Raw genomic sequence first — 25,487 nt, 5'->3', positions numbered from 1 at the left:
AGATGCATCGAAGACCTCTGGGAACTCAATCGCCCAGTGAAAGCACGGTACCGGTCTCTCACCCGATCGCAGCTCCTCGACGAATGCGGGAAGCTCTCCCGCCGAGGGGTGGCCCGAGAGCCAGTTCTGAGTCTCGGTCTCCCACCGTTCCCGCGCTTCTTCCCGCGCCCCTGGGGTTTCTCCTCGGAGAAGAAGCTCGCTCCCACCGCATCCCCCACCATCCGCACCTTCGCGAGCGCGTCGTCCGCGTCCCGCAAGAGTTGCCGCTTCTCCCGAACGTCGTCCGAGTTGGCGAGGTCCGGGATCTTGGCCCGCAGCGCCATGGCCTCGGCAATCGCCTTGTCCACGAACGTGCGGATGACTAGGATCTGCTTCTCGGGCGCCCAGTGGAAGCTCGCGATCTGCTCGCGCGTCAGCCCGACCAGCGAGTCGCCGTGGCGAATCGAGTGGTCGAGGAACGTGAAGGCGTGGTCGCGCGCCAGCGTGGCGAGCCAGAGCGAGAGCTTGCCGAGGTCGACCGCGAACGGGTTCTTGTCGACTCCGTAGAGGCAGTGCTGCGCGACCTGCCGCTGCGCGTAGAGCAGCACGTCCTCATCGGGCGGAACGTCGGTCGGACGCCCGTGAACGTCGTAAGCCTTGACGAGTTGATCGGCGAGCTGCCGGCACGCCTCGACCAGGAACGCGCCCGGAGCCCATCGCCGGATCGCAGACCTTGAGCGCGAGGAGCTGCTCGGGCTTCGGGCTCGGGCCGAGGTCTTCGAGGATAGGCCGTAGCGTCGTGCGAACGATCGGCTCGGTCAGCTCGCGCGGCGTGTAGTGCGAGCCCGAGCGGCGTCGCTCGTCGGTGGGCTGGAGGTAGAGTCCGCCCGCGGGCACCGTGCTCGGCGTGAGCGGCGAGATGCGCCGGCTCAGCGCGGCGACGAGGTCGTCGACGGTGGCCGCTTCCTTGAGCGCTTCGGAGGCCTTGCCCGTCAGCTCGACGCTCGCCGTCTCCTTGAGGAGCTTCTCGCGCTCCGCGCCCTTCTTCGCGAGCAGCGTCTCGAGCCCGACGACCACGTGCTCCTTGCCGACACCGATGGACGGCTCGAACGCGCGCTCGAGGCGGAAGCCCATCATGTTCTCGTAGACGGAGCCGATCTGCTCCACGTCGAGCGCTCGGTACGAGAGCCGGTCGCTGTCGAGCAGAAGGAGCTTCTCGAGCACCCGCAGCACCACGCCATCGGGCACCTTGGGCACCTCGACGGGGGCGCCCACTACGCGGTTGATGCGGAGGGGTCGTCCCTCGAGGAACCCCCAGGCATCGGGATCGAAGAGGTGCCCGTAGCGCGGAGGGAGACGGAGGTCCCCGCGCTTGGCTCCGTCATGCACCATGCGAAAGAGCACGAGCAGGCGCGACCAGGCGCCGTAGCGTTGGTCCATCGTGTCGGGGAAGCGGCCGGCGTCGATGCGCAGCTTGTCGAAGAGACCGACCAGCGAGTAGTTCCGCACGTAGGCTGCGGATGACGAGAGCAGGCCCCGCTCCTCGGCGTAGAGGATGAACACGAGCCGGAGCAGCACCGCGAGCAGGCCGCCGTAGACGTGGTCAGGGTCCGCGCGGACCGTCGCGTCGAGGAGCCTACCCTTTACGGCCTCGTTCGCCGACTGGAACCCGCGCAGGAGCTCGTTCAGAGCCTCGAGCACCTGCCCCGCGAGCTTCGTCGAGACGACGTTCTGGTACTTGCGGCTCTCCTTGAGGAGGTGCGGCAGCCGCTGGTCGCGCGGCAGCGCGAAGAGGCGCGCGGAGCCGAGCAGCATGCAGAGCGCCGAGAGCATGTCGCGGTCGAGCGCGGTAGTTAGCCGATGCACCGGCCACGTGACGTGTCCCGACGACTCGCCGCGAGGCGCGTAGACGAGGCGGATGAAGCGACCGTTGGCGAGGATGCCGACCGGCACGCCGGTCTCGCGAAGCAGCCGCTCGAGCCGGATCTGCGGGCTCGCGTGCCACTTCTTGGTCTCGTCGGCAGGCGGCTCATCGAACAAGGTCCCGTCCGGCAGCTCCTGGACGAGCATCATCCACTCCGAATCGTCTTCCTCCACCGCAGGAACCGCGAAGGTGGGGCGCAGCGTCTCGCCGAACTCCGGAAGCACCAGCTCGAGCGACTCGGGCAGCGCGGGGCCGCTCGGACTGCCCGCTAGCTTGTTCGGCTTCCAGCCGAGCACCTGCGTCGCGAGAGCCTCGAAGCTGAGCGGGAGCGGCGGGCGCTCCACCGCCTTCTTCTCGTCCTTCGGAGCGGGCGGGGTGATGAGCGCGAGCAGCGCCTGCTGCTCCTTCAGGATGTTCTTGTCCGGGAGGGCCTGCGCAGCGAGGAGCGCAGGCGGGGACACCACGAGACCAACGGGCTGCAGGAGCCCGATCCAGTCGCGATGCACTCGAAGCTCGTGGTCAGTTGCCATGGCTCACCCCGTTACCGGCCAGAGGTAGGCGATTCCCACGGGCTCAAACCGGGTTGCGCGCACCGAGTAGCTCTGCAGGATGCGCTTCGGCTCGAGCTCGAGCTCGTCTCGCGCGGGATGGCCTCGAGGCGCCGCCGCCAGAACTTCGCGTTGTCCTGGAGCTGCCGCCGCTCCTCGTCGTCGAAGCCCTTGAACTCGAAGGCCTGCTGCGGATCCTCGACCTTGGCCAGCTCGCGCTGATGCGCCCTTCTGCCCGTCGAGGATCTCCACCATCTCGCGGGCCTCGCGCTGCCCGCGCTCGTTGAGCTTGGCGATCGCCTTGCCGGCGACCAGCTCGCAGCGTGCGTGGAGATGCGGAAGCAGCTCCGTCACGTCGGAGGGCGCCGAGGTGAGGATGTTCTTCTGGACCTCGGGCGCGACCGTGGGCGCGCCGCCCTTGGAGATCGAGGCCAGCAGGAGGTCCCAGGACTTCTCCTGCGCGTCCTCGGCGTAGGGCTTCAGCCCGCCCTTGCGTGCCGTCGGATCCGCCCAGCGCGCAGCCACGGAGACCACCTCGTCATGAAGGCGCGCCGCGCGGTCGCCGTAGAGCGAGAGCCTCCCCAGCAAGAGCACACGCGGGACAGCGTCGTCGGTCTGCCCGACGCACGCGCGCGCGAGGTCGTCGAGGACGAAGCCCTGGGCGAGGAAGCGACCGAGCAGGCGCTGCACCAGGCGATGCTCGAGATGCAGGTGAACGAGGTCCTCATCAATGTGTCCGGGGTCCTTGAAAACGACCGGACGAATCGGCGCGGTGCGGCGCCACTCCCAGACCTTCATCCCGCGCGGACGTGGGCTCCGTAGAGTGTCGAGCGTGTCGGCCCACGTGGGGTCGGCGCCGGCGCGCCGGTCGAGCGCCGGGACCTCGAAAGCCTGATCGGTGCGGCCCGACGCTGGCTTCAGGAGGTCGCCTCCGAGCATCCCGAGCGACTCGCACAGCACGCCGTGGAGCTGCCCTTCGTTCAGATCGAGCGAACGACGCGACTGGTCGAGGATGTTGCGCAGCTCGTCGAGCTGCTTCTGGAGCGCGGCCCTTGCGCTCGCGTGCCCCCTCGAGTTCTTCCGTCGCGGCCTGGCTTCTTGGCTCGGCGGTGTCCTGCTCTGGAGCGCAGCGGCGAGCTCCTTCCGCCCGCCAGGACCGATGCCCTGCGCGAGCCGGCGTGTCATTCGCTCCTCGAGAACGGGGGGCATGCTCCCAGCTCCTCGTGGATGACCTTGGTGCGCTCGGCGAGCACCTCGAGGACGCGGTCGGCTTCCCGCTGGGCGTAGACGAAGTAGTGGCAGCGGACCTCGGCGGCGCGCTGGAGCTTGCGGTCGATGCGGCCGTTGCGCTGCTCGAGGCGCGACGGGTTCCACGGCAGATCCATGTGGAACAGGTCCGCGCAGTGGTTCTGCAGGTTCACGCCTTCGCGGGCCGCATCGGTCGCGATGAGGATCCGGAGCGGGTGCTTCGCCGGGTCGGTGTTGAAGGCACGCTTCACCTGCTCACGTAGCTCGTCCGGCATGCCGCCGTGGAAGGTCGCGAGTCGATCGTCGCCCTGGTCCGTGGTGCCGATGGCCGCCTTGAGCTGCTGCTCGAGGTAGCGCTTGGTGTCTGCGTACTCGGTGAAGATGACCACCCGCCGAGGCAGCCACTTGGCGGGGCCCCGAGCGACTGCGCGCCCAGCGCCGGAAGATGGGGGCACATCTCGCGACGGATCCAGTCAACCAGCCAGTGCACTCGAGCGTCGGGCAGACGCCGCGAGCGCTCGGCCAGCTCCTCCATGCGGGTGACGAGATCGACCTCCCGGGGCGATGGCTTCCCGCCGCCCGCGGCGGTCGCCGCTTCGACGGCCTGCTCCTCCTCGGTCTCGACCTCGCCCTCGGGCCAGGTCGGAACGATCGTCCTCGGCGTCGGGCTGCGCGAGCAGCAGCTCGAAATTGGCGGCGGTCGGTGCCGCGTGCGGCTCCGCCGCGGCCTTCTCGAGGGCGCGACGGTGCGCCTTGAGGGTGCGGTGGAAGGCCTCGATCGAGGAGAACAGGCGCTTCTGCAGGTTGACGAGGACCAGGCCCTGCGCCGCGCGCTGCTTCGGCGGCAGCCCCTCGAGCCGCTCCTCGCGCGCCTCCCAGTACTCGTCGAGCAGCTTCGCCAGCGCGAGCTCGGGCGCGTCCGCCGGCAGGCCCGGGAGGTCGACCTTCACGATCTTGCGAACGGGAAAGGCTCCGAGACCTCGCGCAGGTCCGCCTTCAGCCGGCGGACCATCACCTCGTCGCGGAGCTTCGGCTCGACGGGAGTGCCGCGCACGAAGCGCTGCGGATCGAGGATCTCGAGCAGCGCCGAGAAGCTGTTGGAGAGGCCGTTGTGCGGCGTCGCGGAGAGGAAGAGGCGGTGCTCGAAGCGCTCGGCCAGATGGCGAACAGCGCGCGTGAACTGCGAGTCGATCGCGTATTTCGAGCTGCTCGCGGGCGCGGCGTGATGAGCCTCGTCCAGGATGAGGAGCGAGCCCGGGTCGGCGCCATCGCGCGGCTTGCCGTTCTCGTCGATGCTGAGCAGGTCTCGAAGCGGCGCCGCGTACTCCTCGTCGCGCAGGAGCGCGTGGGAGAGGATGAAGCGCGAGTGCGTGGTCCACGGGTTCACCGCGTAGCCGCGCTCTCGGCGGCAACGCGCGACGTAGTCGCGGTCGTAGATGACAAAGGTGAGCCCGAACCGCTGCTCAAGCTCTTCCTTCCACTGGATCACGACCGAAGGTGGGGCCACAACGACTACGCGGCGAACGCGCTGGCGCATGAGCATCTCGCGGAGCACGAGCCCCGCCTCGATAGTCTTCCCGAGCCCGACGTCGTCGGCGATGAAGAGGTTCACGCGCGGAAGGCGGAGCGCCTTGCGAAGCGGCTCGAGCTGGTAGGCCATCACCTCGATGCCGGCACGCCAGGGGGCCTGGAACAGGCGAGGGTTGGTAGCCGTGACGCAGTTCCAGCGGAGCGCGTGAAGGTAGGCGGCGAATCGCGATGGCGAATCGAAGTCGCGCCGACCGAGCCGGTCCCACGATGCGCGGACGACCTCGGTGTCGATCTCGTGCTCCCAGAGCACCTCGAGCGACTCGCCCTGCGCGTCGTCGTCAAGGCACGACATCGAGACGAGCGTCGCCTCTCCAGGCTCCGGCGGCGGCTGGACGTCCTCGACGAGGTACTGGCGCTGGCGGATGCGAACGATCTCGCCTGGCGCGGGTGCGGGTGGAAGCAACAGGGCAGTCATAGACCAGTCCTAGAGGTCACGGCATTCCCCTCAGCATCGTCGGCACATGGACACCGCGAGATGATGCCGGAGGCTCACCGTGCCGACAACAGCAGAACGCGGTCGCACCTGAGCTAGGGAGCGAGGCGGGGAACCTCACTCGGTTGGCCGCGCGATCGGATGTCGACGATGGGCTGAGGTGTCGGTGGTGGAGGGTCGCGGGGCTCACGACGGGAAGGTAGCCCATCGCTACCTCCCAATGGCTGCGGCTTGCAGCGCACTGGAACGGATGCTCGGCTGGACGCGCGAGACAATGGGGTGGCGTCGACCGAGCGCCGCGTCATTACGCCACGCCTCCTCGCTGACCGTTCGCAGACAGAACTTTAACAATGCGCTGCACGCGTGCTGCTAGGATGCCGGCACCGTGAAGTGGCTCATACGCAAGACCATGCAGGATCTGTATCCGGCCTCGGGGGATCTCCCCGGGATCGAGGACACGGGTCTCGACGCTTACCTCGACCAGTTCAAGGCCGAGGCGCCCGCGCTGATGTACACCGGCCTCGTGGCTGGCTCGGCGCTCTACCAGCTCACCCCGCTGCTGACCGTGGGCAAGGCCCTGCCGGCCGTGCTGCTCAGCCCCGAGCTGCGTGAGCAGCACGCGCAGAAGATCACGTCCACCTCCAACTACCCGCTGCGTCAGAGCATCTTCCTGGTGAAGATGGTGGCCGGCATGTGCTGGGGCAAAGACGAGCGCGTGCGCCGCAAGATGAACATGGACGCGTACGAGGGCGACCCCGGCACCTGGAGATCCGAGTGACTCACATTGCATTCCGAGACATCGGACAAGACGTCCTGCGCGACGTGGACTTCGTGGTGGTGGGCAGCGGCGCCGGTGGCGCAGCGGCGGCCGTGGCGCTCGCGCGTGGCGGCGCCTCGGTGGCCATCGTGGAGGCGGGCCCCTGGCGCGACCCCAACGACTACCCCGAGACGGCCTACGGCGCGATGCGCGACATGATGGACGACTGGGGCAACTCCATGGCCATGGGCCAGGCGCTCTGGCCCATCGTGCAGGCCCGCTTGGTGGGCGGCACCACCGTGGTGAACTCCGCCATCTGCGTGCGCACCCCCGGGGACATCTTCCGCCAGTGGCGCGACGAGCACGGCGTGGGCGGCGATGCCTACGCCGAGCGCATGTGGAAGTACCAGGACGTCATCGAGCGCGACCTGTGCGTGGAAGAGGTGCCCGAGCGCGCCATGGGCCGCAGCAACCAGCTGGCCGTGCTGGGTGACCAGCGCGCCAACCTGGGCGGCCACGTCATGCGCCGCTACGTGAAGGGCTGCGAGGGCTCGGGCCAGTGCCTGCAGGGCTGCAAGAACCTGCGCAAGCAGAGCACCAACCTGAACTACGTGCCCGAGACCATGGCCAAGAAGGGGCTCGTGCTCTCCTGTGCCCCAGCCGACAAGATCCTGCTGGACGGCAAGCGCGCCATCGGCGTCACGGGCCACTTCCAGCACCCCACCACCAAGAAGGCGGGCGCGCGCTTCACCGTGCGCGCGCGCCGCGGTGTCTTCGTGGCGGCGTCGGTCACGCACAGCCCGGTGCTGCTCATGCGCTCGGGCATCAAGAGCCGGCAGCTGGGCAACTTCTTCCGCGCGCACCCGGGCACCGGCATCTTCGGCGTGTACGACGAGGCCGTGGACATGAACGTGGGCGCCACGCAGGGCTGGGCCTCCACCAAGTTCCGCAGCGACCCGGGCATGAAGCTCGAGACGCTGGCCATCCCGCTCGAGCTCGTGGCCAGCCGCCTCTCCGGTGGCGGCACGCAGCTCATGCAGCGCCTCGGTAAGTACCGGCACCTGGCCATGTGGGTGCACGCCTGCCGCGCCGAGTCGGTGGGCACCGTGCGGCCCACGGCGTTCGGGCTCAGCAGCAAGCCCATGATCCGCTACGGCCTCAACCGGGCCGACATGGAGCGCTTCCGCGAGGGCATGAAGACCGTCGCGCGCATGCACTTCGAGGCGGGCGCCAAGGAGATCATCCCGGGCATCCAGGGCCTCCCGTACTCGCTCACCCCAGACCAGCTGCACGTCATGGACAGCGCCCCGCTCGACCCGCGCGCCTACGTGGCCATCCTCAGCCACCTCTTCGGTGGCGCGGTCATGGGCAAGAACCCGCGCACCTCGGTGTGCGACGAGAACGGCCGCGTGCACGGCTACGACGGCCTCTACATCGGCGACGCGAGCGCCATCCCCACCAACCTGGGCGTCAACCCGCAGCACACCATCATGGCCCTGGCCATGAACGCCGCGGAGCGCGCCCTGGAGACCCGCTGACGTCCGGGAGCCCGCGCGAAGGCCAGGACCCGACGGCGCCGCAGGCCTCGTCGGGGCGTCGCTCGCCCTCCTGGCTGCGCTTCGTGCTGGTGGCCGCGTCGCTCACCGTCGCGTCCAGCGCGGCGCTCTGCACGCATCGCGTGCTCAACCCGGCGGAGACCGTTCCAGAGCCCAGCAGCGTCGAGATCGTGCGCCCCACGCCCAGCGTGGTCACTGCGCTGCGTGATCTCTCGCGGCTCGAGTCCGCCGAGGCCCATGTGGAGCGCGTGGTAGACCTGCGCGACCGCCAGTCGGTGTTCTTCGGCATGGTGGGCGCGGACGACGCCATCCTGCTGGTGGCCGCCGGGGACATCGTGGCGGGGGTGGACCTCTCGCAGCTCGAAGACGACGCCATCGAGGCGGACCTCACCACGGGCCGCGTGCGCGTGCGCTTGCCGCCGTCCGAGGTCTTCTCCGCGCGCCTCGACAACCAGCGCACCTACGTGCACACACGCACCACCGACGTGCTGGCGCGCCGCTCACAGACGCTGGAGACGCGGGCCCGCCAAGAGGCCGAGCGCACCTTGCAGGCGGCCGCACTCGAGAGCGGGCTGCTCACGCGGGCCGACCGCAACGCCGCTCGGACGGTCGAGTCGCTGGTCCGTAGCCTGGGCTACACAGACGTCGAAGTTGAAGTTACGCCTCGCCGCTGAAGGCCGCGACGCCAGGTAATTTCACTGGTATCCCCATTGCGGGCCATGCACCCCCGTGATTCGATGAGCCCATGGGTGCTGATCATGCGCGTGCCGACCTCGATCTGAGCCTCTGGCCTCTCGTCATCTTCACGGTGCGAGAGGGCATGAAGGCCTCCGACTACTTCGCGGTGTTCGCGCGCTACGAGGCCGAGGTGTTCACGCGCCACGAGCGCTACGTGTCCATCACCAACCTGAGCATGCTGGATGGCGTGCCGGGCGCCCAAGACCGCAAGGCCATGGCCGAATGGATGGGAAAGCACGCCGACTACGTGGGCCGCTGGGCGCTGGGCAACTCCACGGTGATCCGCAGCGCGGTGGTACGCGGCGCGCTCACCGCGCTCTACTGGGTGCAGAAGCCACCCACTCCGCAGACCGCCCACGGCACGCTCTGGGAATCCATCGAGTGGGGCCTCTCCACCCTCGACCAAGCGGGCATCGCGCGCCCCACCGGGGTGGAGGCTTGGTACGCCGCGAAGACGCAGGCCGGTCGCGGCGCCGCTTGATTTGTTTCGCACACGAAATATCATGCTCCGAATCATGTCGCGGGCCGAGCTGCCCGCACCCCTCGGAGCCGCCTGATGTCCACGTATCTGTTCGAGACCGAAGAGCACAAGACCCTGCGCGCCCAGGCGCGGAAGTTCGCTGCCGCCGAGGTGCTGCCCAGCGCACTCGCCTGGGAGGAGGCCGGCATCTTCCCGCGCGCGCTCTACGGCACCATGGCCGAGGCCGGGCTGCTGGGCATCGGCTATCCGGAAGAGTGGGGCGGGCAGGGCGGTGACCTGAGCCACGTGCTCGTCGCGGCCGAGGAGATCGTGCTTGCCGGCAAGTCGGTGGGCACCTGCGTGGGGCTCGGCAGCCACGGCATCGCGCTCCCACCCATCGTGAAGTTCGGGACCAAAGCCCAGAAGGAGCGCTACGTGCGGCCCGTGCTGCGCGGCGAGCTGGTGTCGGCCCTCGGCATCACCGAGGCTGGCGGCGGCAGCGACGTGGCCGCGGTGCGCACGCGCGCGGTGCTCGACGGGGACCACTACGTGGTGAACGGCAGCAAGACCTTCATCACCAGCGGCACGCGCGCCGACTTCATCACCACGGCGGTCCGCACGGGCGGTGAGGGCCACGGCGGCATCTCGCTGCTGATCATCGACACCAAGACCCCGGGCTTCAGCGTCACGCGCAAGCTCGACAAGATGGGCTGGTGGGCCAGCGACACCGCCGAGCTCGCCTTCGAGGACTGCCGCGTGCCGAAGGAGAACCTGATCGGCGCGGAGAACGCCGGGTTCCTCATGATCATGATGAACTTCGTGAGCGAGCGCCTGCTGCTGGCGGGGCAGTGCGTGGCCATCGCGGAGCTCGCGCTGCGCGAGACCATCGCGTACTCGCGCGAGCGGCAGGCCTTCGGCAAGACGCTCAACGGCTTCCAGGTCACCCGCCACAAGCTGGCCGAGATGGAGACGCGCCTCGCGGCGGCGCGCGCGCTCACCAACGAGGCCGTGCAGCGCTTCCTGAAGGGCGATGGGGACCCGGCGCTCGCGGCCATGGCCAAGAACACGGCCACGGACATGTGCACCTACGTGTGCGACCAGGCCGTGCAGCTGCACGGGGGCTACGGCTACATGCGCGAGTATCCGGTGGAGCGGCTGTACCGCGACGCGCGGCTCTATCCGCTGGGCGGCGGCACGCGCGAGATCATGAACGAGATCATCGCGAAGACGCGCCGCTACTGACCGTGGAGAGGCCCGCGGGCGTGGGCCGCGCTCACGCCTGCTGCAGCCGCATGCCGCTCGCGAAGGTCGCGACCCCACGCAGGGTGAGCATGCCCACCAGGCGTCCGGCCAGCACCACCGGGGCGGCGCCCAGCGCGCGGCTCTGCAGGGTGCGCAGCGTGAGCCCCAGCTCGTCGGAGGGGCGCACGCACACGATGTCGCGCGTCATCACGTCGGCCACGTAGGCATCGCCGCCGTGCAGGTGGAGGGCTTCTTGGAGCGCGTCGGCCGTGACCATGCCCACCACCGCGCCTCCGCTCGAGACGGGGAAGACGCCGTCCTGCAGCAGCGTGACGTCCAGGTCCTGCTGCGCCAGCTCGCGGATGCGTGTCCACGGAGACAACGTGAGGAAGCGCCGCGACATGGCCTGCTGCACGGAGGCGCCGCGCAGCTGCTCCTCGCGCGCCACGCCGCTGGCCTCGGCACCTGCGCCGAACCACACGAACGCGCCCAGCAGCATGAGCATGGGGTTGCCGAACAGCCCTGCCACCACGAAGCCCAGCGCCAGCACACGGCCCACGCGCGCGGCCCAGACGGTGGCGCGCACGCGGTTGCCGCCCGTGGCCAGCAGCGCGCGCAGGATGCGCCCACCGTCCATGGGGAACGCGGGCACCAGGTTGAACAGGCCGAGGCCCAGGTTCACCACGGCCAGCTGTAGCGGCAGGGTGAGCTCACCGCTGGCGCTGAAGGCCGAGCCGCCCGTGCCCGCGCTGACCGTGTGATAGAGCGCGAACCCGAACGCGAGCGCGATGTTCACGAACGGGCCGGCCGCGGCGACGATGAGCTCCGCCCCGGGCGAGCGCGGCATGGAGTCGAGGCGCGCCACTCCGCCGATGGGGTAGAGCGTGATGTCCTGCGTGCCGATGCCGAAGTAGCGCGCGGCGAGCGCGTGGCCGTACTCGTGCAGCACCACGAAGCCGAACAGCGCCACCATCCACGCCAGCTGCGCCGCGCCGGCCGCGGCCCCCAGGCTCATCCCGTCGCGCAGGGCGAAGAACGCGAGCAACGCCAGGAAGGTGGCGTGCACGTACACGTCGATGCCCAGCCAGCGGCCGAGGCGGAAGGTCCAGCGCCCGCGCGACGCCGGAGCCACGTCGTCAGAGCGCGACGGCTGTGGCGAATTGGGGAGGGGGCGCGCAGGGGATGACATGCCACACGGGTGCGCATCCTCGGGGCGTTCGTCAAGCAGGGCCCGAAAGGCGCCGTGTCCGCGGGGGAACCTGCTACTCGCTGGGCGGGTGAGAGCTCTTGTGGCGGGCGAGGGCGTCGCGCTCCCGGAAGCGGTCGGCCAAGGTGCGCACGAACATGCTCATCCAGGGCTTCATGGTGTTCAGCTCCTGGGCCAGCGCCGCGCCGTTGACCACTTCCACGATGACCTCGGTCTGGGCGCGCACCGTGGCCGTGCGGGGCCCGGGGCTCAGGATGGCCATCTCACCGAACGCGTCGCCGGGGCCCATCTCGCGGATGCGCCGCCCTTGGATCTCGACCTCGCACGTGCCGGAGACGATGAAGAACGCCTCGCTGCCGGGCGCGCCCTCCTGGGTGATGACCGTGCCCGCCTCGTAGACACGCGTGGGGAACTCGCCGCCGCCGCGCGAGAAGCGCACCAGGTCTTCGCGCAGCTCCTCCACGCTGGGGTAGCGCTCGTCCAGGTCCGGGTTCATGGCCCGGGTCACGATGCGCGCCAGCTCGGGCGGCACGTCTGTGGGGCCGAGCAGCGACTCGAGCGAGGGGTGACGCGAGGACGCCGCCATGACCAGCGTGGCGAGCACCGTGTCTGCCTGGTAGGGCGGGCGGCGCGTCAGGATCTCGTAGAGCATGGAGCCCACGGCGAACACGTCGGCGCGGCCGTCGATGTGCGCGTCGTCGCCCAGCGCCTGCTCGGGCGCCATGTAGCTGGGGGTGCCCACGATGGCAGGCCCGTGGTCCACCTCGGGCTCCGTGGAGCTCACGCGCGTCATGTCGTCGGGCAGGGCGCCATGCGTGCGCTCTTCGAGGATGCGGGCCACGCCCCAGTCCATGAGGTAGACCTCGCCGAAGTCACCGACCATGACGTTGGACGCCTTCACGTCCAGGTGGATGACCCCGCGGCTGTGCGCGAAGGCCAGCGCTTGGCAGACCTTGATCACGATGTCCACCAAGTCGATGAGCGTGTGATGCGACAGCCGCTTGGGCGGCAACGTGCGGATCATGGCGCGCAGGTTGGCGCCGTCCACGCGCTTCATGGTGAAGAACAGGCGCCCGTCTTCGCCGATGCCGATCTCGTGCACGGGCACGATGTGCGGGTGCTCGAGCTGACCGGTGACGCGCGCCTCGCGCACGAACGACAGGAGCGAGCGCGAGTCGTCCATGCCCTTGTGGATGGTCTTGCGGGCCACCAGGCGCTCGAGGCCTGCGTCGCGCACCTCCGACACCTCGCCCATGCCACCGGACGCCAGGTGGCGCCGGTGCACCAGCCGCTGCGCGGCAGGGCTGGTCACCGTGGTGATCAGCTTGTCGATCTCGGCGACCTGCCGTGGCACGGCCACCCGGCCGAACGAGTTGGTGTCCGGGATGGGGCGCGACTCCCGAATGGTGCGGGAGTCGGGACGTCCAGGGGGTGGCGTGGAGGTACCCATGTACTGCCGCGACTCTAGCACGCGGACGGCTGGTGGCTGTCGCCGCGTTACGCTACGCCCCGAGCATGACCGAACCCGTCTGGGAATTCCCCGTCGCGCTCCCTCGCCACGCATTCAGCGCTCGTGACGCTGCCCGCGCGGGTGACCTGTGGCGCGCGTTCCAGGAGGCCGCCGTGGGGGCGAGCAGCCGCGCGGGTTGGTCGGCCCGGCGCTTCAGTGAAGCGGGCACCGCGTTCGTGGTGCGCACCATGACGGTCCGTCACCACCGCGAGACCTACTACGGCGAGCCGCTGCACGCGCGCACTTGGGTGTGCCGCTTTCGGCGCGAAATGATCAGCAGCCGCGAGGTGCGCCTCCTCGACGACGCGGGCGGCTTGGTGGCCGAAGCCACGCAGGAGTGGGTGCACATCGACCTGCGCGCTCGCACGCCCGTGCGCGCCCCCGAGTCGGTGACGCAGGCCTTCCCCGAGCACGACGAGGGGCAGGGGGTGGAGCTGCCCGCGTTCGAGGAGGCCAGCGGGCCGACCGACGTGTTCAGCCTGCGGCCCTTCTACACGTCCATGGACCCGCTCGGGCACGCCAACCACCCGGCCTACGTGGACTGGTGCGACGAGGCCACCTCGCGCGTCATGGTGCGGGCCGGCCTCGACCCGCTCGCGCTCGAGCCCGTGGCCGAGCAGATCGTGTTTCGCGGTGGTGTCGGCGCGGACGAGCTCGTGGAGGTGCAGTCCCGGCCCGTGGGCGTGACGGCTGCGGGGGACCTGGTGCTGCGCCACCGCGTGCGCCTCGAGGGGGACGTGCGGGCCGCCGACGCCACCACCGTGCGGCGCCTGCACGGGCTGGATCCTGCGCTCCTGCGGCGGGCGTTCGGGGTGGTGGCATAAGTTTCGGCACCCCGCGTCGATCGCGTATGCTGCGCGCATGCAGTCGCTCGTGATCACTATCGTCGGGCCGGATCGTCCCGGGCTCGTTGAGTCTCTCTCCCGCACCATCGCCGCTCACGGCGGCAGCTGGGTCGAGAGCAGCCTCTCGCACCTCGCAGGGCAGTTCGCCGGTGTGGTGCGCGCCACGGTGGAAGACGGCTCGGCCGTGGCGCTCCAGCAGGCGCTGACGGCGCTCACCACCGAGGCCCTGCACGTGGTGGTGCAACGTGGCGTCGCGGCCAAGGACGCCGAGCCCCGCAAGACCATCGAGCTCGACCTGGTGGGTGCCGACCGCCCGGGCATCGTGCAGGCGGTTTCGCGCGCGCTCGCCGAGCTGGGCGTCAACGTGGAGTCGCTCGAGACCGCCTGCGAGGGCGCGCCCATGTCGGGCGAGCTGCTCTTCAAGGCGGCGGCCACGCTTCACCTGCCGGGCGACCTGCCGGTGCGCAATGTCCGCGCCGCCATCGAGGCCGTGGCGGCCGACCTGATGGTCGACATCACGCTCAAGGACGACTGACCAGCTCGTTGTCGCGTTCGGGCGCCCGCGTGAGGCCGCCCTCCAGCATGGCTTCCAACGAGCGCGCCAAAGCGCGTGCGTGCGGCGCTGCCGGGCCCTCCACGGCGCGCAGGGTGGCGAGCCCAGCGCGCACGGCGGGCGCGTTCTGACGCAGCCAGCGCCGCAGCAGCGCCACTTTCTCGCGCGCGGGCAGCATCATCCGCAGCGTGGCGTAGCGGTAGAAGCGCCGCGGGCTCGGCAGCGTGGCGCGGTAGACGCTGCCGGGGTGCTCGTAGGCCACGGCGTCCAGCAGGAACGCGAGCCGTTCGTCACGGTCCACGTCGTCACCCAGCGCCGCCAGCTCTCGGCACAGCGCGAAGAACGTGTCCACGGGCGCGTGCCCCGTGGCTGCGGTCTGCCGCCCCGAGTCCAGCCACGCGCGCGCCGCCGACTCGCTCGGCCCCTCCGGGTTGAACGCGCGGTAGCGGCTCATCCAGTTCTTCCGCCAGCGGTGATCCCACGCGTACATCGCGAGGTAGTCGAAGCAGAAGAGGGCCATCAGCCGGCTGAGCCGGAAGCAGTGCAGGATGGTGCGCGGCGCGTGCGCGTTCAGCCAGGTCACCTCGTCGCGCGTGACGCCTGCGGGTGCGGCGCTCCCGGCGGACGCCAGCGCCAGGTTGGTGCCCAGCCAGGCGTACTCCTCCGGGAACAGCGACGCCGCGCTCTGCAGCGCGTAGTTGGGCTGGAAGCCGAAGTCCACCCACACGTCTTTCATGTCGTCGAACACCTGGAACGTGGCCAGCAGGTAGCCCCAGCGCTGCAGCGACAGCCCGTGCGCCGCGGGGTCTAGCCCCGTGAGCCGCGCCCGCAGCGCCATGTAGCGCATCATCACCAGGTTGTTCTTGCGGAAGAAGTGCCACTGCACGTCGGACAGCGGCAGCTGATCCAGCGTCTGCCCGGGGCGTGTGATGGCAGGCAGGTAGAGCTCGTCCAGGTACGTGCCGAAGCAGTGGTGGAAGAAGTCCTGCAGCTCGGCCGCCACGCGTGGGCAGCCCGCCGCCTCCGCGCTCTTGGTCTCCAGCACCAGCAGGCCGCGCAGGTCGCGCAGCAGGCTCATCATCCCGGAGAAGCTCACGTGGTACTTCGGGATGGGCGTGGCCGGGTCGAGGCCAGCGGCCAGCAGCGCCTCGTCGCTCAGGTTCTCGAAAGGGATCAGCAGGGCCCCACGCAGCGAGCGCGGATAGTGCTCGGCCACCAGGGCCTGCACGCCGTCGGCGCCCAAGTGGTGCACCAGGTTGTCCACCAGCTCGTCGGCCATCTGCATGTAGAGGAACGCGAAGTCGGCCACGCCTGCTGCGCGGCTCAGCTTGCTGCCGCTGGCGCGGAACACGAAGCCGTCGATGATGGGGCCCACCTGCTCGATGGCGAAGTAGGTCTCCATGACCACGGGGTTCTCGCGCAGCGCGGGCGTGAGCGCGCGCCGGATGCGACGCCGGCGCCACCAGTAGGCGGGCAGGCTGAAGCCGTGGCGGAAGAAGTCGATGTTCTGCGCCAGCTTCTTGCGCAGGTACGCCGGCAGCGTCTCGGCGGCGCGCGCGCGCTCCCAGCGCTCCACCAGCCCCGCGAGGGAGGCCGGAGCCAGGGGATCGGCGTGCGGCACCAGCGCCCCGGACTCGTGGCTGGACGCCTCCAGCAGGGCACGAGGCGGCGGGTTCAGCGCGGCCAGGGTGTCGTAGCGCAGGCCCACCAGGTCCAGGGCGGCGTGGCGCTTCCCGCGCCCGCGCTCCGGCTCCGACTGCAGCGTGCGCTCGTGGTGGGCGGCCCGCTCACGCAGCTCGCGCTCGTAGAGAAACAGCGTCAGCCGCCGTGCGCTCGCCACGGCCCGCTCGCTGGTGACCAGCGGGTTCAGCGACTCGTGCATCACGTGCAGGCGCAGGCTCAGCAGCCCACTCAGCAGCGCGGCGTCGCCCGCGCGCTCGCCCAGGGGGTACACACGATACGGTGCGTCTCGCAGCGCCTCGGTCGCCTCGGCGAACAGCAGGCTCTCGTCTTCGGACAACGAGCCCAGCTCGTCGCGCAGCGACTCACGGGTGGCGACCAGCCATTCTGGGAGCGCGCTGAACGTCATGGGGTTCTGCCCGAGGGGCGGGAGAACGCATGGTAGTCTCTGCGCTTGGTCGCGCACGCCGACGCGTGACCTCGCACCACGCCCCGAACCCGAGCGCGCCCTCATGCCGACGTCTCCCTCTGCTCCGCCCACCTCGCTGTCCTTCTCGGAACGCTTCGGCATGGGGGCACAGAACGCCCTCGAGCTGCTGCGCGTGGGGCGCTTCGCCGACCCCGAGCACGCTCCCTTTCGCGTGGTGCACAGCGACCGCATCTACAAGCTGCGCCGCTACGGCGACGACCAGCACCGCCCGCGGCTGTTGGCCCCCATCCTGCTGGTGCCGCCGCTCATGGTCACCAGCGAGGTCTACGACATCTCGCCCGAGATCAGCTCCGTGCGGGCGCTCCTGCGCAGCGGGCTCGACGTGTGGCTGGTGGACTTCGGCGCGCCCGAGCGCGAAGAGGGCGGCATGGACCGCACGCTCGACGACCACATCGGCGCGGTGAGCGACGCCATCGACCGAGTGCTGAGCGCGACGGGCCACGACGTGCACCTCGCGGGCTACTCGCAGGGCGGCATGTTCTGCTACCAGACCGCAGCCCTGCGGCGCAGCGAGGGCATCAAGTCGCTCATCACGTTCGGTAGCCCCGTGGACATCTACCGCAACGTGCCGGGCCTCAACGACGCGCTGGCGGGCCCGCTCATCTCGGCGGCGGCGAAGGCCATCCAAGATCCCCTCGACCGCATCGCGGGCCTGCCCGGGTTCCTCACCAGCACGGGCTTCAAGCTGCTGAGCGTGCGCAAGGAGCTCACCCAGGTGGTGGACTTCGTGCAGAAGCTGCACGACCGCGCGGCGCTCGAGAAGCGCGAGAGCCGTCGGCGCTTCCTGGGCGGCGAGGGCTTCGTGGCGTGGCCCGGGCCTGCGCTGCGCGACTTCGTGGACCAGTTCATCGTGCACAACCGCATGACCTCGGGCGGGTTCATTCTGGATGGCCGCACCGTCACGCTGGCCGACATCACCGTGCCCGTGCTGGCGTTCATCGGTACGCGCGACGCCATCGCGCAGCCGCCTGCGGTGCGGGCCATCCGCCGCGCGGCGCCCAACGCCGAGGTGCACGAACTGTCGGTGAAGGCCGGGCACTTCGGCATCGTGGTGGGCGCGCGCGCGCTCAGCCACACGTGGCCCACCGTGGTGGACTGGATGTTCTGGCGGGAGGGCAAGGGCGGCAGGCCACAGCGCCTCGCCCAGCAGGAGGCCCACCTCGAGGCCGAGGACGCGGCCTTCGAGGACATCCAGTTCGACATCGAGCTGTTCTACGACGCGCTGGTCCGACGTGTCGGGACCGCCATGTCGCGCGCGAGCGACTCGGCCGAGAGCCTCACGCGCTGGGTCAACACGGTGCGCTACCAGGTTCCGCGCATCCAGACGCTGCGCGCCATCGAGGCCGACTCGCTGGTGAGCATCGGGCGCACGCTGGCCGAGCAGCGCCGTGAGATGCCGGACGCCACCTTCTTCTTGTGGGAGGGCCGCGCGTTCTCGTACGCCGACGCGGACCGCCGCGTGGACAACGTGGTGCGCGGTCTGATCGCCTGCGGTGTGCGCCCGGGCGAGCGCGTGGCCGTGCTCATGGACGGCCGGCCCAGCTACCTGTCCGTGGTCACCGCGCTCTCGCGCTTGGGCGCCGTGTCCGTGCTGCTCTCGCCGGACGAGCGCCGCGTGAGCGTGGCGCGGGCCATCGAGCGCGCCTCCGCGCAGTACGTGGTGTGCGACCCCGAGAACGCCACGCGCGCCAAGGAGGCGCTCGGCAACCCCCGTGGCTCGCGGCGCGTGCTGGTGCTGGGCGGCGGCGGCGAGCAACGCAAGCTCGACCCCGACGTCATCGACATGGAGGCCATCGACCCGGTCGCGGTGGCGATCCCGGACTGGTACCGCCCGAACCCGGGGCGTGCGTCGGACCTGGCCATGATCATCTTCACCGCAGGTGCCAGCGACGAGCCACGCGCCGCGCGCATCACCAACCGACGCTGGGCCTTCTCGGCCTATGGCGCGGCAGCCGCGGCCTCGCTCACGCCCAAGGACACGGTCTACTCGTGCCTGCCCCTGCACCACGCGGCCGGCATGCTGGTCACGGTGGGCGGTGCGCTGGTGGGCGGCGCGCGCCTGGCGCTGGGCACCCCGTTCTCACCCGAGCTGTTCTGGCCCGAGGTGCGCCGCTACGGCGCGAGCGTGGTGTTCTACGCCGGCGAGATGGTCAGCGAGCTGCTCGAGGCGGCGCCGTCCGCCGTGGACAACAACATCCCGGTGCGTCTCTTCGCGGGCAGCGGCATGCGCGCGCACCACTGGCGCCGGCTGCGCGACCGCTTCGGCGACGTGCACGTGCTCGAGTTCTACGCGTCCACCGAGGGCAACTGCGTGCTCGCCAACACACTGGGCCGCAAGGTGGGCGCCGTGGGCCGTCCGCTCCCCGGCAGCGCCGAGATCGCGCTGGTGCGCTACGACTTCGACTCGGGCGAGCCTCTCGAGGACGAGCGCGGCTTCTTGATCCCGGCCGGCGTGGGCCAGCTGGGCGCGCTCATCGCGCGCGTGGACGGCGACCAGCCCATGACCGCGTTCGACGGCTACCTCGAGAAGGGCGAGAGCGAGCGCCGCCTGCGCAAGGGCGTGTTCGAGCAGGGCGACACTTGGTTCGTGACGCGCGACATCCTGCGGCGCGACGCCGACGGCGACTACTGGTTCGTGGACCGCGCCGTGGACGTGCTGCACACCGAGCGCGGCGACGTCGCCTCACGCGCCATCGAAGACGCGCTCTACAACCACGACCCCATCCGCCGCGTGGTGGTCTACGGGCACCGCGAGGGCAAGTACGACCAGGCCGTGGCCGTCATCGTGCCTCACGACCCAGCCCTCGACCTGGAAGCGCTGAGCGCCTTCGTGCGCAGGCTGCCCGAGCTCGAGCGGCCGAGCGAGGTCCACGTGGCTCGCTCCATCCCCCTCACCGACGGTTACCGACCGCTCAAGACGTCGCTGCGCGCTCTCGAGCAAGGGGGTGGTGTGGAGGGTCGGTATGCATGGGACGAGGCCGCGGGGCGCTTCGTTCCTATGACGCTTCCGTGATCAACCGGCCGAGGCGGGCAGGGGGGGGCTATTGACTTCAGTTCAGTAGCCGTTAGTGTTCTATTGACCAGTCTTCAATAGCCACCGGCGGACTCCCCGTCGCGCCCGAGCTGGAGCAGCACCATGTTCGCACCGACCACCACCACCACGACCCCTCAGGCTCGCAACCGTGAGCCCATCCCCAAGCGCAAGATGGAGTTCGATCTCGAATCGGTCGAGGCCCCGTTCTGGTTCGACGGAAACGGTCTCATCACCGCCATCTTGTCGGCGCTCTCGGCATCGTTTCCACCGGGCGAGAAGGAGTTCGTGCAGAGCGTGATGCACTTCCGCGACCAGGTCACGGACCCGGTCCTGCGCGAGCAGATGCGCGGCTTCGCGTCGCAGGAAGGGCACCACGCCTACCATCACCGCCTGGCCAACGTCTGGCTGGACTCGAAGGGCTTCGCCGCCACGGCCATCGAGAAGGACGTGGAGGACAGCATCGAAGCGATCGCCCCGCACCGAAAGCCCGCGGTGCGGCTAGCGAGCACCGTCGTCCTCGAGCACATCACGGCCATCCTTGCCGAGTACATGCTCACCAGCGAGGAGACGATGGCGGCCATGCCCGAGCCCGCGCGCGAGCTCCTGATGTGGCACGCGGTCGAAGAGATCGAGCACAAGGCCGTGGCGTTCGACGTGTTCGACGCCGTGAGTGGTGATCGCGATCTGCTCCGGCGGGTGGGGCTCGCGGTGACCACCTTCTTCGTGGCGCAGCAGGTGCGTCGCACCGTGATGACGCTCAAAGCGCTCGGTCACGTCCCGAGCCCGCGCGAGGTGGTGAACACCGCGAAGTTCCTGTTCGGCAAGAAGGGGGCCCTCACCGCGATCGCCAAGCCGTACCGAGAGTTCTACCGCAAGGACTTCCACCCCTGGGATCACGACAACCGCGCCCTGATCGAAGCGTGGAAGGCGACCCACGAGCCTCAGGTCAACGCCTAGGGCTCCTAGCCCTACCGCTGCGTTTCGACGCGGCCCGCCCGGTATGCGTAGTAGTGCCGCAGCACCCGCTGCACGTACCGCCGCGTCTCCGCGTAGGGCGGCACGCCTCGATAGCGCGTCACCGCGCCGCCACCGGCGTTGTAGGCCGCTACCGTCAGCACCAGGTCGCCGTTGAACGAGTTGGCCAGCACGCGCAGGTAGCGTGTGCCGCCCAGGATGTTCTGGCGCGGGTCGAACGGGTCCCGCACGCCCATGCTGCGCGCCGTCTGGGGCATGAGTTGCATCAGACCCATGGCGCCCGCGTTGGACACCACGTTGGGGTTGAAGTCCGACTCCACACGCACCACGGCGCGCACGAAGGCTTCCGGCAGCTGGTACAGCTGGCTCGCCTCGCGGATGTACGCGTCGTAGCGGCGATAGCGCGCCGGGTCGCTCGACCGCTCGTTGGCGTTGATGGGCCGGGTGAAGGCCTCGGCGCCCTCCATGGCCGGCCTGTCGGCGGCGGCGCTGCGCGGCCGGTCGCTGCCGTGCACCACCACGCGGCAGTTGCGCTCGCCCGACGGAGCGTTGGTGTAGTGCGTGGTCCCGTCGGCCCGCCGGCACTCGTAGATGTCCGCCCGCGCCACGCCATGCCCGCCCACCCACAGCGTGGCGAGCGTCAGCGTCAGACGGAGGGTGGAGCGCAAGTGCACGCGGCAAGTCTATCGACAGATCGGCCAGCTGCCAAAAACGCGCGTGCCACGGCTTCGCCTCAATTCCTCCGCAGTGGTTTCACGGCCGCTTCGACGCGGCGCCATCGCGCGCCGTCAGGCTCTCTCCATGCCCCGACTACGCCTGCGCACCGAGCGTGCTCCACAGCCCCTTCGCCGCCTCGCGCGCGGTCTCACCCTGGTGCTGTTCTTGGCGTTCGCGGCGCTACGTGCCTGCGCCGCCGCGCTCGGCCCATGGGTCGGCGCTCACGGACGCGCGCTCGGGGCCACCCTCCTGCGGGTGACCCCAATCGCCTTCCGTCGTACGTTGCCCGTCATGAGCGCCCTCAGCGCCGCCACAGCGCTCCTCCTCTCACGCGGGGCAGAGCCACCGCCAGCCGGCCCCTACGACGCCATCGTGGTGGCCGGCTGCCGCGTGCTCCCCAGCGGAGAGCCGGGCCCAGCCCTGGCTCGTCGCGCCGCCCTCGCCCACGCGCTCTTCACCGAAGGGCGCGCCCCGCGCGTGGTCTTCACCGGGGGCGTCGGTCGGAACGGCCCGAGCGAAGCCTCCGTCGCCGCCGCCCACGCCGTCTCGCTAGGCCTCCCCCCCGAGGTCGCGGTCCTCGAAGAGCACTCCACCTCCACCCGCGAGAACGCGCAGTTCGCCGCCCGCATCCTCGGGCCAAACGCACGCGTGCTCGTGGTCACCGACGCCTACCACGTCTTCCGCGCCCGCCGAGTGTTCGCGCGCTCCTTCGCGCGCGCCGAAGCCGTCGGCGTCCCCCTCCGCGAAGAAGCCCTGGCCCACGCCCTCCCACGCGAGCTCTTCGCCGTCGCCATCTATGCCGCCCGCGGCGACCTCCGCCCCCGCCGCTAGCCAGAGCCGCGGCCGGGCGATTTAGCGGCCCAGCTTCAGTGGAACTCCCAGGTGAAGTCGAGACGCCGACGCATACGCTGCATCTTCAGCGTGACTGCGGCCGTGCTGGCCGTCAGGTGGCCCTGGTTCTGGAAGCACACGTTGGCGGACGCCGTGGTGACCGTGAGGACCGCCGGCATCCAACGCGACTCGGTGATGTTCCGCGTCTCCCAGCGCCCACACGGATTCTCCTGCGTCACGGTCTGCGGCGCGCGCTCCACGCCGTTGCCGTCCAGGCACACCTGGCGCTGCCCAACCACGACGTCTTGTAGCGACACCCCGTTGTACTGATTGTGCTCGGGCGCGTGCAGCTCGATGGCCGGGTCCACCATCTCCACGTTGTCCACCAGCAGGCTCACCTCCCAGTTGCGCAGGTCGGTCCAGGTCTGTCCGCCGCCTTCGTCGAGCGCTCGCAGCTGCACGCTGAAGCAGGCCGCCGCGGCGTCCATTTGCGTCAGGGTCGCGAGGTCGGTCATGGAACCCGGAGGCAGCTGGCGCTGCTGCTCCGTGGACGCGTAGAGGTGCTGCACCTCGTTCGGCATCACGCCGCCGGCCACGAACGGGTTGGCGATGGTGGTGATCACCTCGGCGTGGCGGAAGCACCCGCCCAGCAGCGTGCTGGCGAGGCCGAGGGCGAGGGAAGAGACGAGGACAGCGCGGTGAGCGAGCATTCTTGGGGCCTCCAACGACGACGACGGCAGCGGCGGTGACAGCGGTAGAACGTTCCGGCCGTGGCGGCTGGGACGTGCTCGCGAGCGTCTGATTCATCACCCATGCTCGTCAAGCGGCGATTCGGCTGTGGGCACCGCCATGTTAGCCCCGTTCACGGACGGCGCCGCAGCCCCACCGCAGGGTCGTTGCGCGCATCGACGGAGCGCGGTAGCGCGATGACTGCGTGACCTCGCCACCTGCGAACCCACCCACGGAGCTGCCCGCGCTGGTGCGGCGCCTCTTCGACGCCGACGTGGCCGTCGCCGAGGTGGACCCGCGCGAGGTCGACCCCGAGCACGTGCTGCTGCCCGTCGAGCGTGACGCCGTGGCGCGCGCCATCGACACGCGTCGCCTGCAGTACGCGGCGGGTCGCCACTGCGCGCGCTCGGCCATGCGCACCCTGGCTGTGCCACCGGGCCCCGTCACCCAGGACGACGACCGTGCGCCGCGCTTCCCTCCTGGATTGGTCGGCACCATCACGCACACCCAGTGGTGGTGCGCCGCCGCCGTGGCGCTCGAGTCCACCCGCGCCGCGCTCGGCGTGGACGTGGAGCCGGACTCCCCCCTCAAGGCTTCGCTCTTCGGCAGCGTGCTCACGCCCGACGAGATCACGCGCCTCGAGGCCGTGCCGGACGACGCGCTGCGCGGGCTGCTGGGCAAGCTGATCTTCAGCGCGAAGGAGTGCGCCTACAAGTGCCAGTACACCCTGTCGCGCACGTTCTATGGCTTCCATGGCATGCGCGTGGAGCTGCCCTCGCTCCCGGCCACGGGAGGGCTGCCGCCCGAGGGCGAGTTCGCCGCCATCTTCCTGCGTGACGCCGGGCCCTTCCGCACCGGGGACGCGCTGCACGGGCGCTACGTGCGTGCGCACGGCTACCTCATGACGGGCGTGGAGCTGCGCCATGGCCGCTGACGCCGCGCTCCCGCGGTGCGTGACGGTACGCGTCGAGGTGCCGCGCGGCTCCTTCGCGAAGCGCGGCGCGCACGGCCGGGTCGAGTTCCTGAGCCCCGTCCCTTGCCCATTCCACTACGGCTCGGTGGTCGGCGTCATGGGGGCTGACGGTGACGCGCAGGACGCCTTGATCGTCGGCTCGCGCGCGCACTGCCCGCGCGGCTCCGTGCACCAGCTGGCCGTGCGGGCGTGTGTCCACTTCATCGACGAGGGCCTCTCCGACGACAAGTGGATTTGCTCCGAAGTGCCGCTCGACCGTGTGCAGGAGCTGGCGCTCATCGCGTTCTTCCGTTTCTACGGCGCCGTGAAGGCCACCCACGACCGGGTTCGCGGCAAGCGCGCTGCAACGGGCTACCGCGGCTTCACGCGCGTGTGAGCCGGCCGCGCGCGCGAGCTACAGGCGCGCTTCCTTCGCCGCCTTGTGCAGCGCCACCGACATGTGGTGCGCGTCCGGGTAGCGGTTCTCGGGGTTGCGCCGCAGCGCCCCCGCGATGATGGCGGCCACCGATGGCGGACAGTCCGGGCGGTAGTTGGCGATGGCCGGCGCAGGCTCGCGCGCAATGCGCACCAGCAGCTTGCTCAGGTTCGAGTCCTGGAACGGCGGCCGCCCCGCCAGCATGTAGAACAGCACCGCGCCCGTCTGCCAGACGTCGGTGGCGGGCGACAGCGGGTGGTCGTTGGACACCTGCTCGGGGCTCATGAACGACGGCGAGCCAACCACCATGTTGTCGTCCGTGATGGACCCGTTGAGTGGCTCCTCGAGCAGCCGGGCCACCCCGAAGTCGATGAGCTTCACCTGCAGGAGCCCGTCGGGGCTGCGTGTCAGGAAGATGTTCTCGGGCTTCACGTCGCGGTGCACGTAGCCATGCAGGTGCACCGCAGACAGCGCGGCCAGCAGCTGGCGCGTGACGTCCACAGCGGCGGCCACCTCGAGTGGACCGTCTTCACCAGCGGCCTCGAGCGCGCGGCCGTCCAACAGCTCGAGCACCTGATAGGGCGTCCCGTCGGGCTCGAGCCCGCGGTCCAGCATGCGCACGATGTTGGGATGATGGACCGTGGACGCCGCCGCCACCTCGCGCTCGAAGCGCAGGCGGTCGAGCGCAGAGCCCTTCAGCTTCTCGTGCAGCAGCTTGAGGGCCACCTCCACGCCGGTGGTCGCGTCGCGCGCGCGGAACACGGAGCCGCCACTGCCGGCGCCGAGCACGCTCAGCAGCTCGTAGCGCTTGCCCAGCACTTCGCCGATGCGCGCCTGCGCTTGGCGGAAGCCCGCCGACGTGTGCGCGCCGAGGTCTGCCGTGGCGAGGCCCATCGCGGGCGTCGGCCGACGCATGCCCCACGAAGGGGTCGCGCTGCGCTCGACGTCTTTCTCGTCCCCGCTGTTCATCTAGACCCCCATGGTGCCAGACACCCCCCACGGGTGTCGAATGTGTCGATCGTGTCGAATTCTTAGCCGGGCCGGAGAGCCCGC

At 70.2% G+C, this 25,487-nt stretch carries 20 protein-coding genes and 1 pseudogene; 12 read left to right on the top strand and 9 right to left on the bottom strand.

Annotated features, from left to right (window positions below):
- The 3 genes and pseudogenes from IPI43_03485 to IPI43_03475 form a co-directional block, all read right to left on the bottom strand.
- A partial coding sequence (locus tag IPI43_03485; GenBank protein ID MBK7773189.1) for a hypothetical protein occupies positions 1-587 on the bottom strand: 587 nt, incomplete at its 3' end.
- A 4-nt stretch (positions 588-591) separates the two neighbouring features.
- A complete protein-coding gene (locus IPI43_03480) occupies positions 592-2,433 on the bottom strand; it encodes a hypothetical protein (protein MBK7773188.1) in 1,842 nt (613 codons plus the stop codon).
- Positions 2,434-2,436: 3 nt separating this feature from the next.
- Positions 2,437-5,704: pseudogene (locus tag IPI43_03475) on the bottom strand (DEAD/DEAH box helicase).
- Positions 5,705-6,107: 403 nt separating this feature from the next.
- Here IPI43_03475 and IPI43_03470 point away from each other — a divergent pair.
- The 5 genes from IPI43_03470 to IPI43_03450 all read left to right on the top strand — a co-directional run bounded on the left by IPI43_03470 (position 6,108) and on the right by IPI43_03450 (position 10,475).
- Positions 6,108-6,500 carry a hypothetical protein gene (locus tag IPI43_03470; GenBank protein ID MBK7773187.1) on the top strand — a complete coding sequence of 131 codons (393 nt, stop codon included), beginning with the start codon at positions 6,108-6,110 and terminating at the stop codon, positions 6,498-6,500.
- Complete coding sequence (locus IPI43_03465; GenBank protein ID MBK7773186.1) at positions 6,497-8,017, top strand: GMC family oxidoreductase; 1,521 nt, start codon at positions 6,497-6,499, stop codon at positions 8,015-8,017. Before IPI43_03470 ends, IPI43_03465 begins: the two co-directional genes overlap by 4 nt.
- Before the next feature lie 83 nt (positions 8,018-8,100).
- Positions 8,101-8,709, top strand: coding sequence for a DUF4230 domain-containing protein (locus tag IPI43_03460; protein MBK7773185.1), 609 nt, complete (start codon positions 8,101-8,103; stop codon positions 8,707-8,709).
- Positions 8,710-8,780: 71 nt separating this feature from the next.
- The gene (locus tag IPI43_03455) at positions 8,781-9,254 is read left to right on the top strand and encodes a hypothetical protein (GenBank protein ID MBK7773184.1); all 474 of its coding nucleotides are present in this window, start codon (positions 8,781-8,783) and stop codon (positions 9,252-9,254) included.
- A gap of 75 nt (positions 9,255-9,329) precedes the next feature.
- Positions 9,330-10,475 carry an acyl-CoA dehydrogenase family protein gene (locus IPI43_03450; GenBank protein MBK7773183.1) on the top strand — a complete coding sequence of 382 codons (1,146 nt, stop codon included), beginning with the start codon at positions 9,330-9,332 and terminating at the stop codon, positions 10,473-10,475.
- A 31-nt stretch (positions 10,476-10,506) separates the two neighbouring features.
- Here IPI43_03450 and IPI43_03445 read toward each other — a convergent pair whose 3' ends face one another.
- Complete coding sequence (locus IPI43_03445) at positions 10,507-11,607, bottom strand: site-2 protease family protein (GenBank protein ID MBK7773182.1); 1,101 nt, start codon at positions 11,605-11,607, stop codon at positions 10,507-10,509.
- Positions 11,608-11,737: 130 nt separating this feature from the next.
- Positions 11,738-13,132: a protein kinase gene (locus IPI43_03440; GenBank protein MBK7773181.1), complete on the bottom strand. Its 1,395-nt coding sequence runs from the start codon at positions 13,130-13,132 to the stop codon at positions 11,738-11,740.
- Positions 13,133-13,197: 65 nt separating this feature from the next.
- On the opposite strand from IPI43_03440, the gene IPI43_03435 reads away from it, so the two are divergent.
- Positions 13,198-14,016, top strand: coding sequence for a hypothetical protein (locus IPI43_03435; GenBank protein ID MBK7773180.1), 819 nt, complete (start codon positions 13,198-13,200; stop codon positions 14,014-14,016).
- 37 nt (positions 14,017-14,053) lie between these two features.
- A complete protein-coding gene (locus IPI43_03430) occupies positions 14,054-14,572 on the top strand; it encodes an ACT domain-containing protein (protein ID MBK7773179.1) in 519 nt (172 codons plus the stop codon).
- On the opposite strand, the gene IPI43_03425 is transcribed toward IPI43_03430, so the two are convergent.
- Positions 14,559-16,679, bottom strand: a complete 2,121-nt coding sequence (locus IPI43_03425) for a hypothetical protein (protein MBK7773178.1) — start codon at positions 16,677-16,679, stop codon at positions 14,559-14,561. The genes IPI43_03430 and IPI43_03425 overlap by 14 nt on opposite strands.
- A gap of 103 nt (positions 16,680-16,782) precedes the next feature.
- On the opposite strand from IPI43_03425, the gene IPI43_03420 reads away from it, so the two are divergent.
- Complete coding sequence (locus tag IPI43_03420; GenBank protein ID MBK7773177.1) at positions 16,783-19,773, top strand: alpha/beta fold hydrolase; 2,991 nt, start codon at positions 16,783-16,785, stop codon at positions 19,771-19,773.
- A gap of 123 nt (positions 19,774-19,896) precedes the next feature.
- Entirely contained in the window at positions 19,897-20,751 is an 855-nt protein-coding gene (locus tag IPI43_03415; GenBank protein ID MBK7773176.1) for a metal-dependent hydrolase, read from the top strand.
- Positions 20,752-20,762: 11 nt separating this feature from the next.
- Here the strand turns inward: IPI43_03415 and IPI43_03410 are convergent, their stop codons facing one another.
- Complete coding sequence (locus IPI43_03410) at positions 20,763-21,443, bottom strand: lytic transglycosylase domain-containing protein (GenBank protein MBK7773175.1); 681 nt, start codon at positions 21,441-21,443, stop codon at positions 20,763-20,765.
- Between the two features lie 127 nt (positions 21,444-21,570).
- On the opposite strand from IPI43_03410, the gene IPI43_03405 reads away from it, so the two are divergent.
- Positions 21,571-22,317: a YdcF family protein gene (locus IPI43_03405; GenBank protein MBK7773174.1), complete on the top strand. Its 747-nt coding sequence runs from the start codon at positions 21,571-21,573 to the stop codon at positions 22,315-22,317.
- Between the two features lie 35 nt (positions 22,318-22,352).
- Here the strand turns inward: IPI43_03405 and IPI43_03400 are convergent, their stop codons facing one another.
- Entirely contained in the window at positions 22,353-23,027 is a 675-nt protein-coding gene (locus IPI43_03400) for a hypothetical protein (protein MBK7773173.1), read from the bottom strand.
- Positions 23,028-23,251: 224 nt separating this feature from the next.
- Between IPI43_03400 and IPI43_03395 the strand changes: the two genes are divergently transcribed.
- A complete protein-coding gene (locus IPI43_03395) occupies positions 23,252-23,980 on the top strand; it encodes a 4'-phosphopantetheinyl transferase superfamily protein (protein ID MBK7773172.1) in 729 nt (242 codons plus the stop codon).
- Entirely contained in the window at positions 23,970-24,395 is a 426-nt protein-coding gene (locus tag IPI43_03390) for an inorganic diphosphatase (GenBank protein ID MBK7773171.1), read from the top strand. The genes IPI43_03395 and IPI43_03390 overlap by 11 nt, the downstream gene beginning before the upstream one ends.
- 18 nt (positions 24,396-24,413) lie before the next feature.
- On the opposite strand, the gene IPI43_03385 is transcribed toward IPI43_03390, so the two are convergent.
- Complete coding sequence (locus IPI43_03385) at positions 24,414-25,349, bottom strand: serine/threonine protein kinase (protein ID MBK7773170.1); 936 nt, start codon at positions 25,347-25,349, stop codon at positions 24,414-24,416.
- Between the last annotated feature and the right edge of the window lie 138 nt (positions 25,350-25,487).

It is taken from the genome of Sandaracinaceae bacterium, assembly GCA_016706685.1.
Taxonomy (GTDB): Bacteria; Myxococcota_A; Polyangia; order Polyangiales; family Houyiibacteriaceae; genus JADJJE01.
Note: the sequence above shows the minus strand (reverse complement) of the source record. Positions and strands in the feature narration are given on the sequence as shown.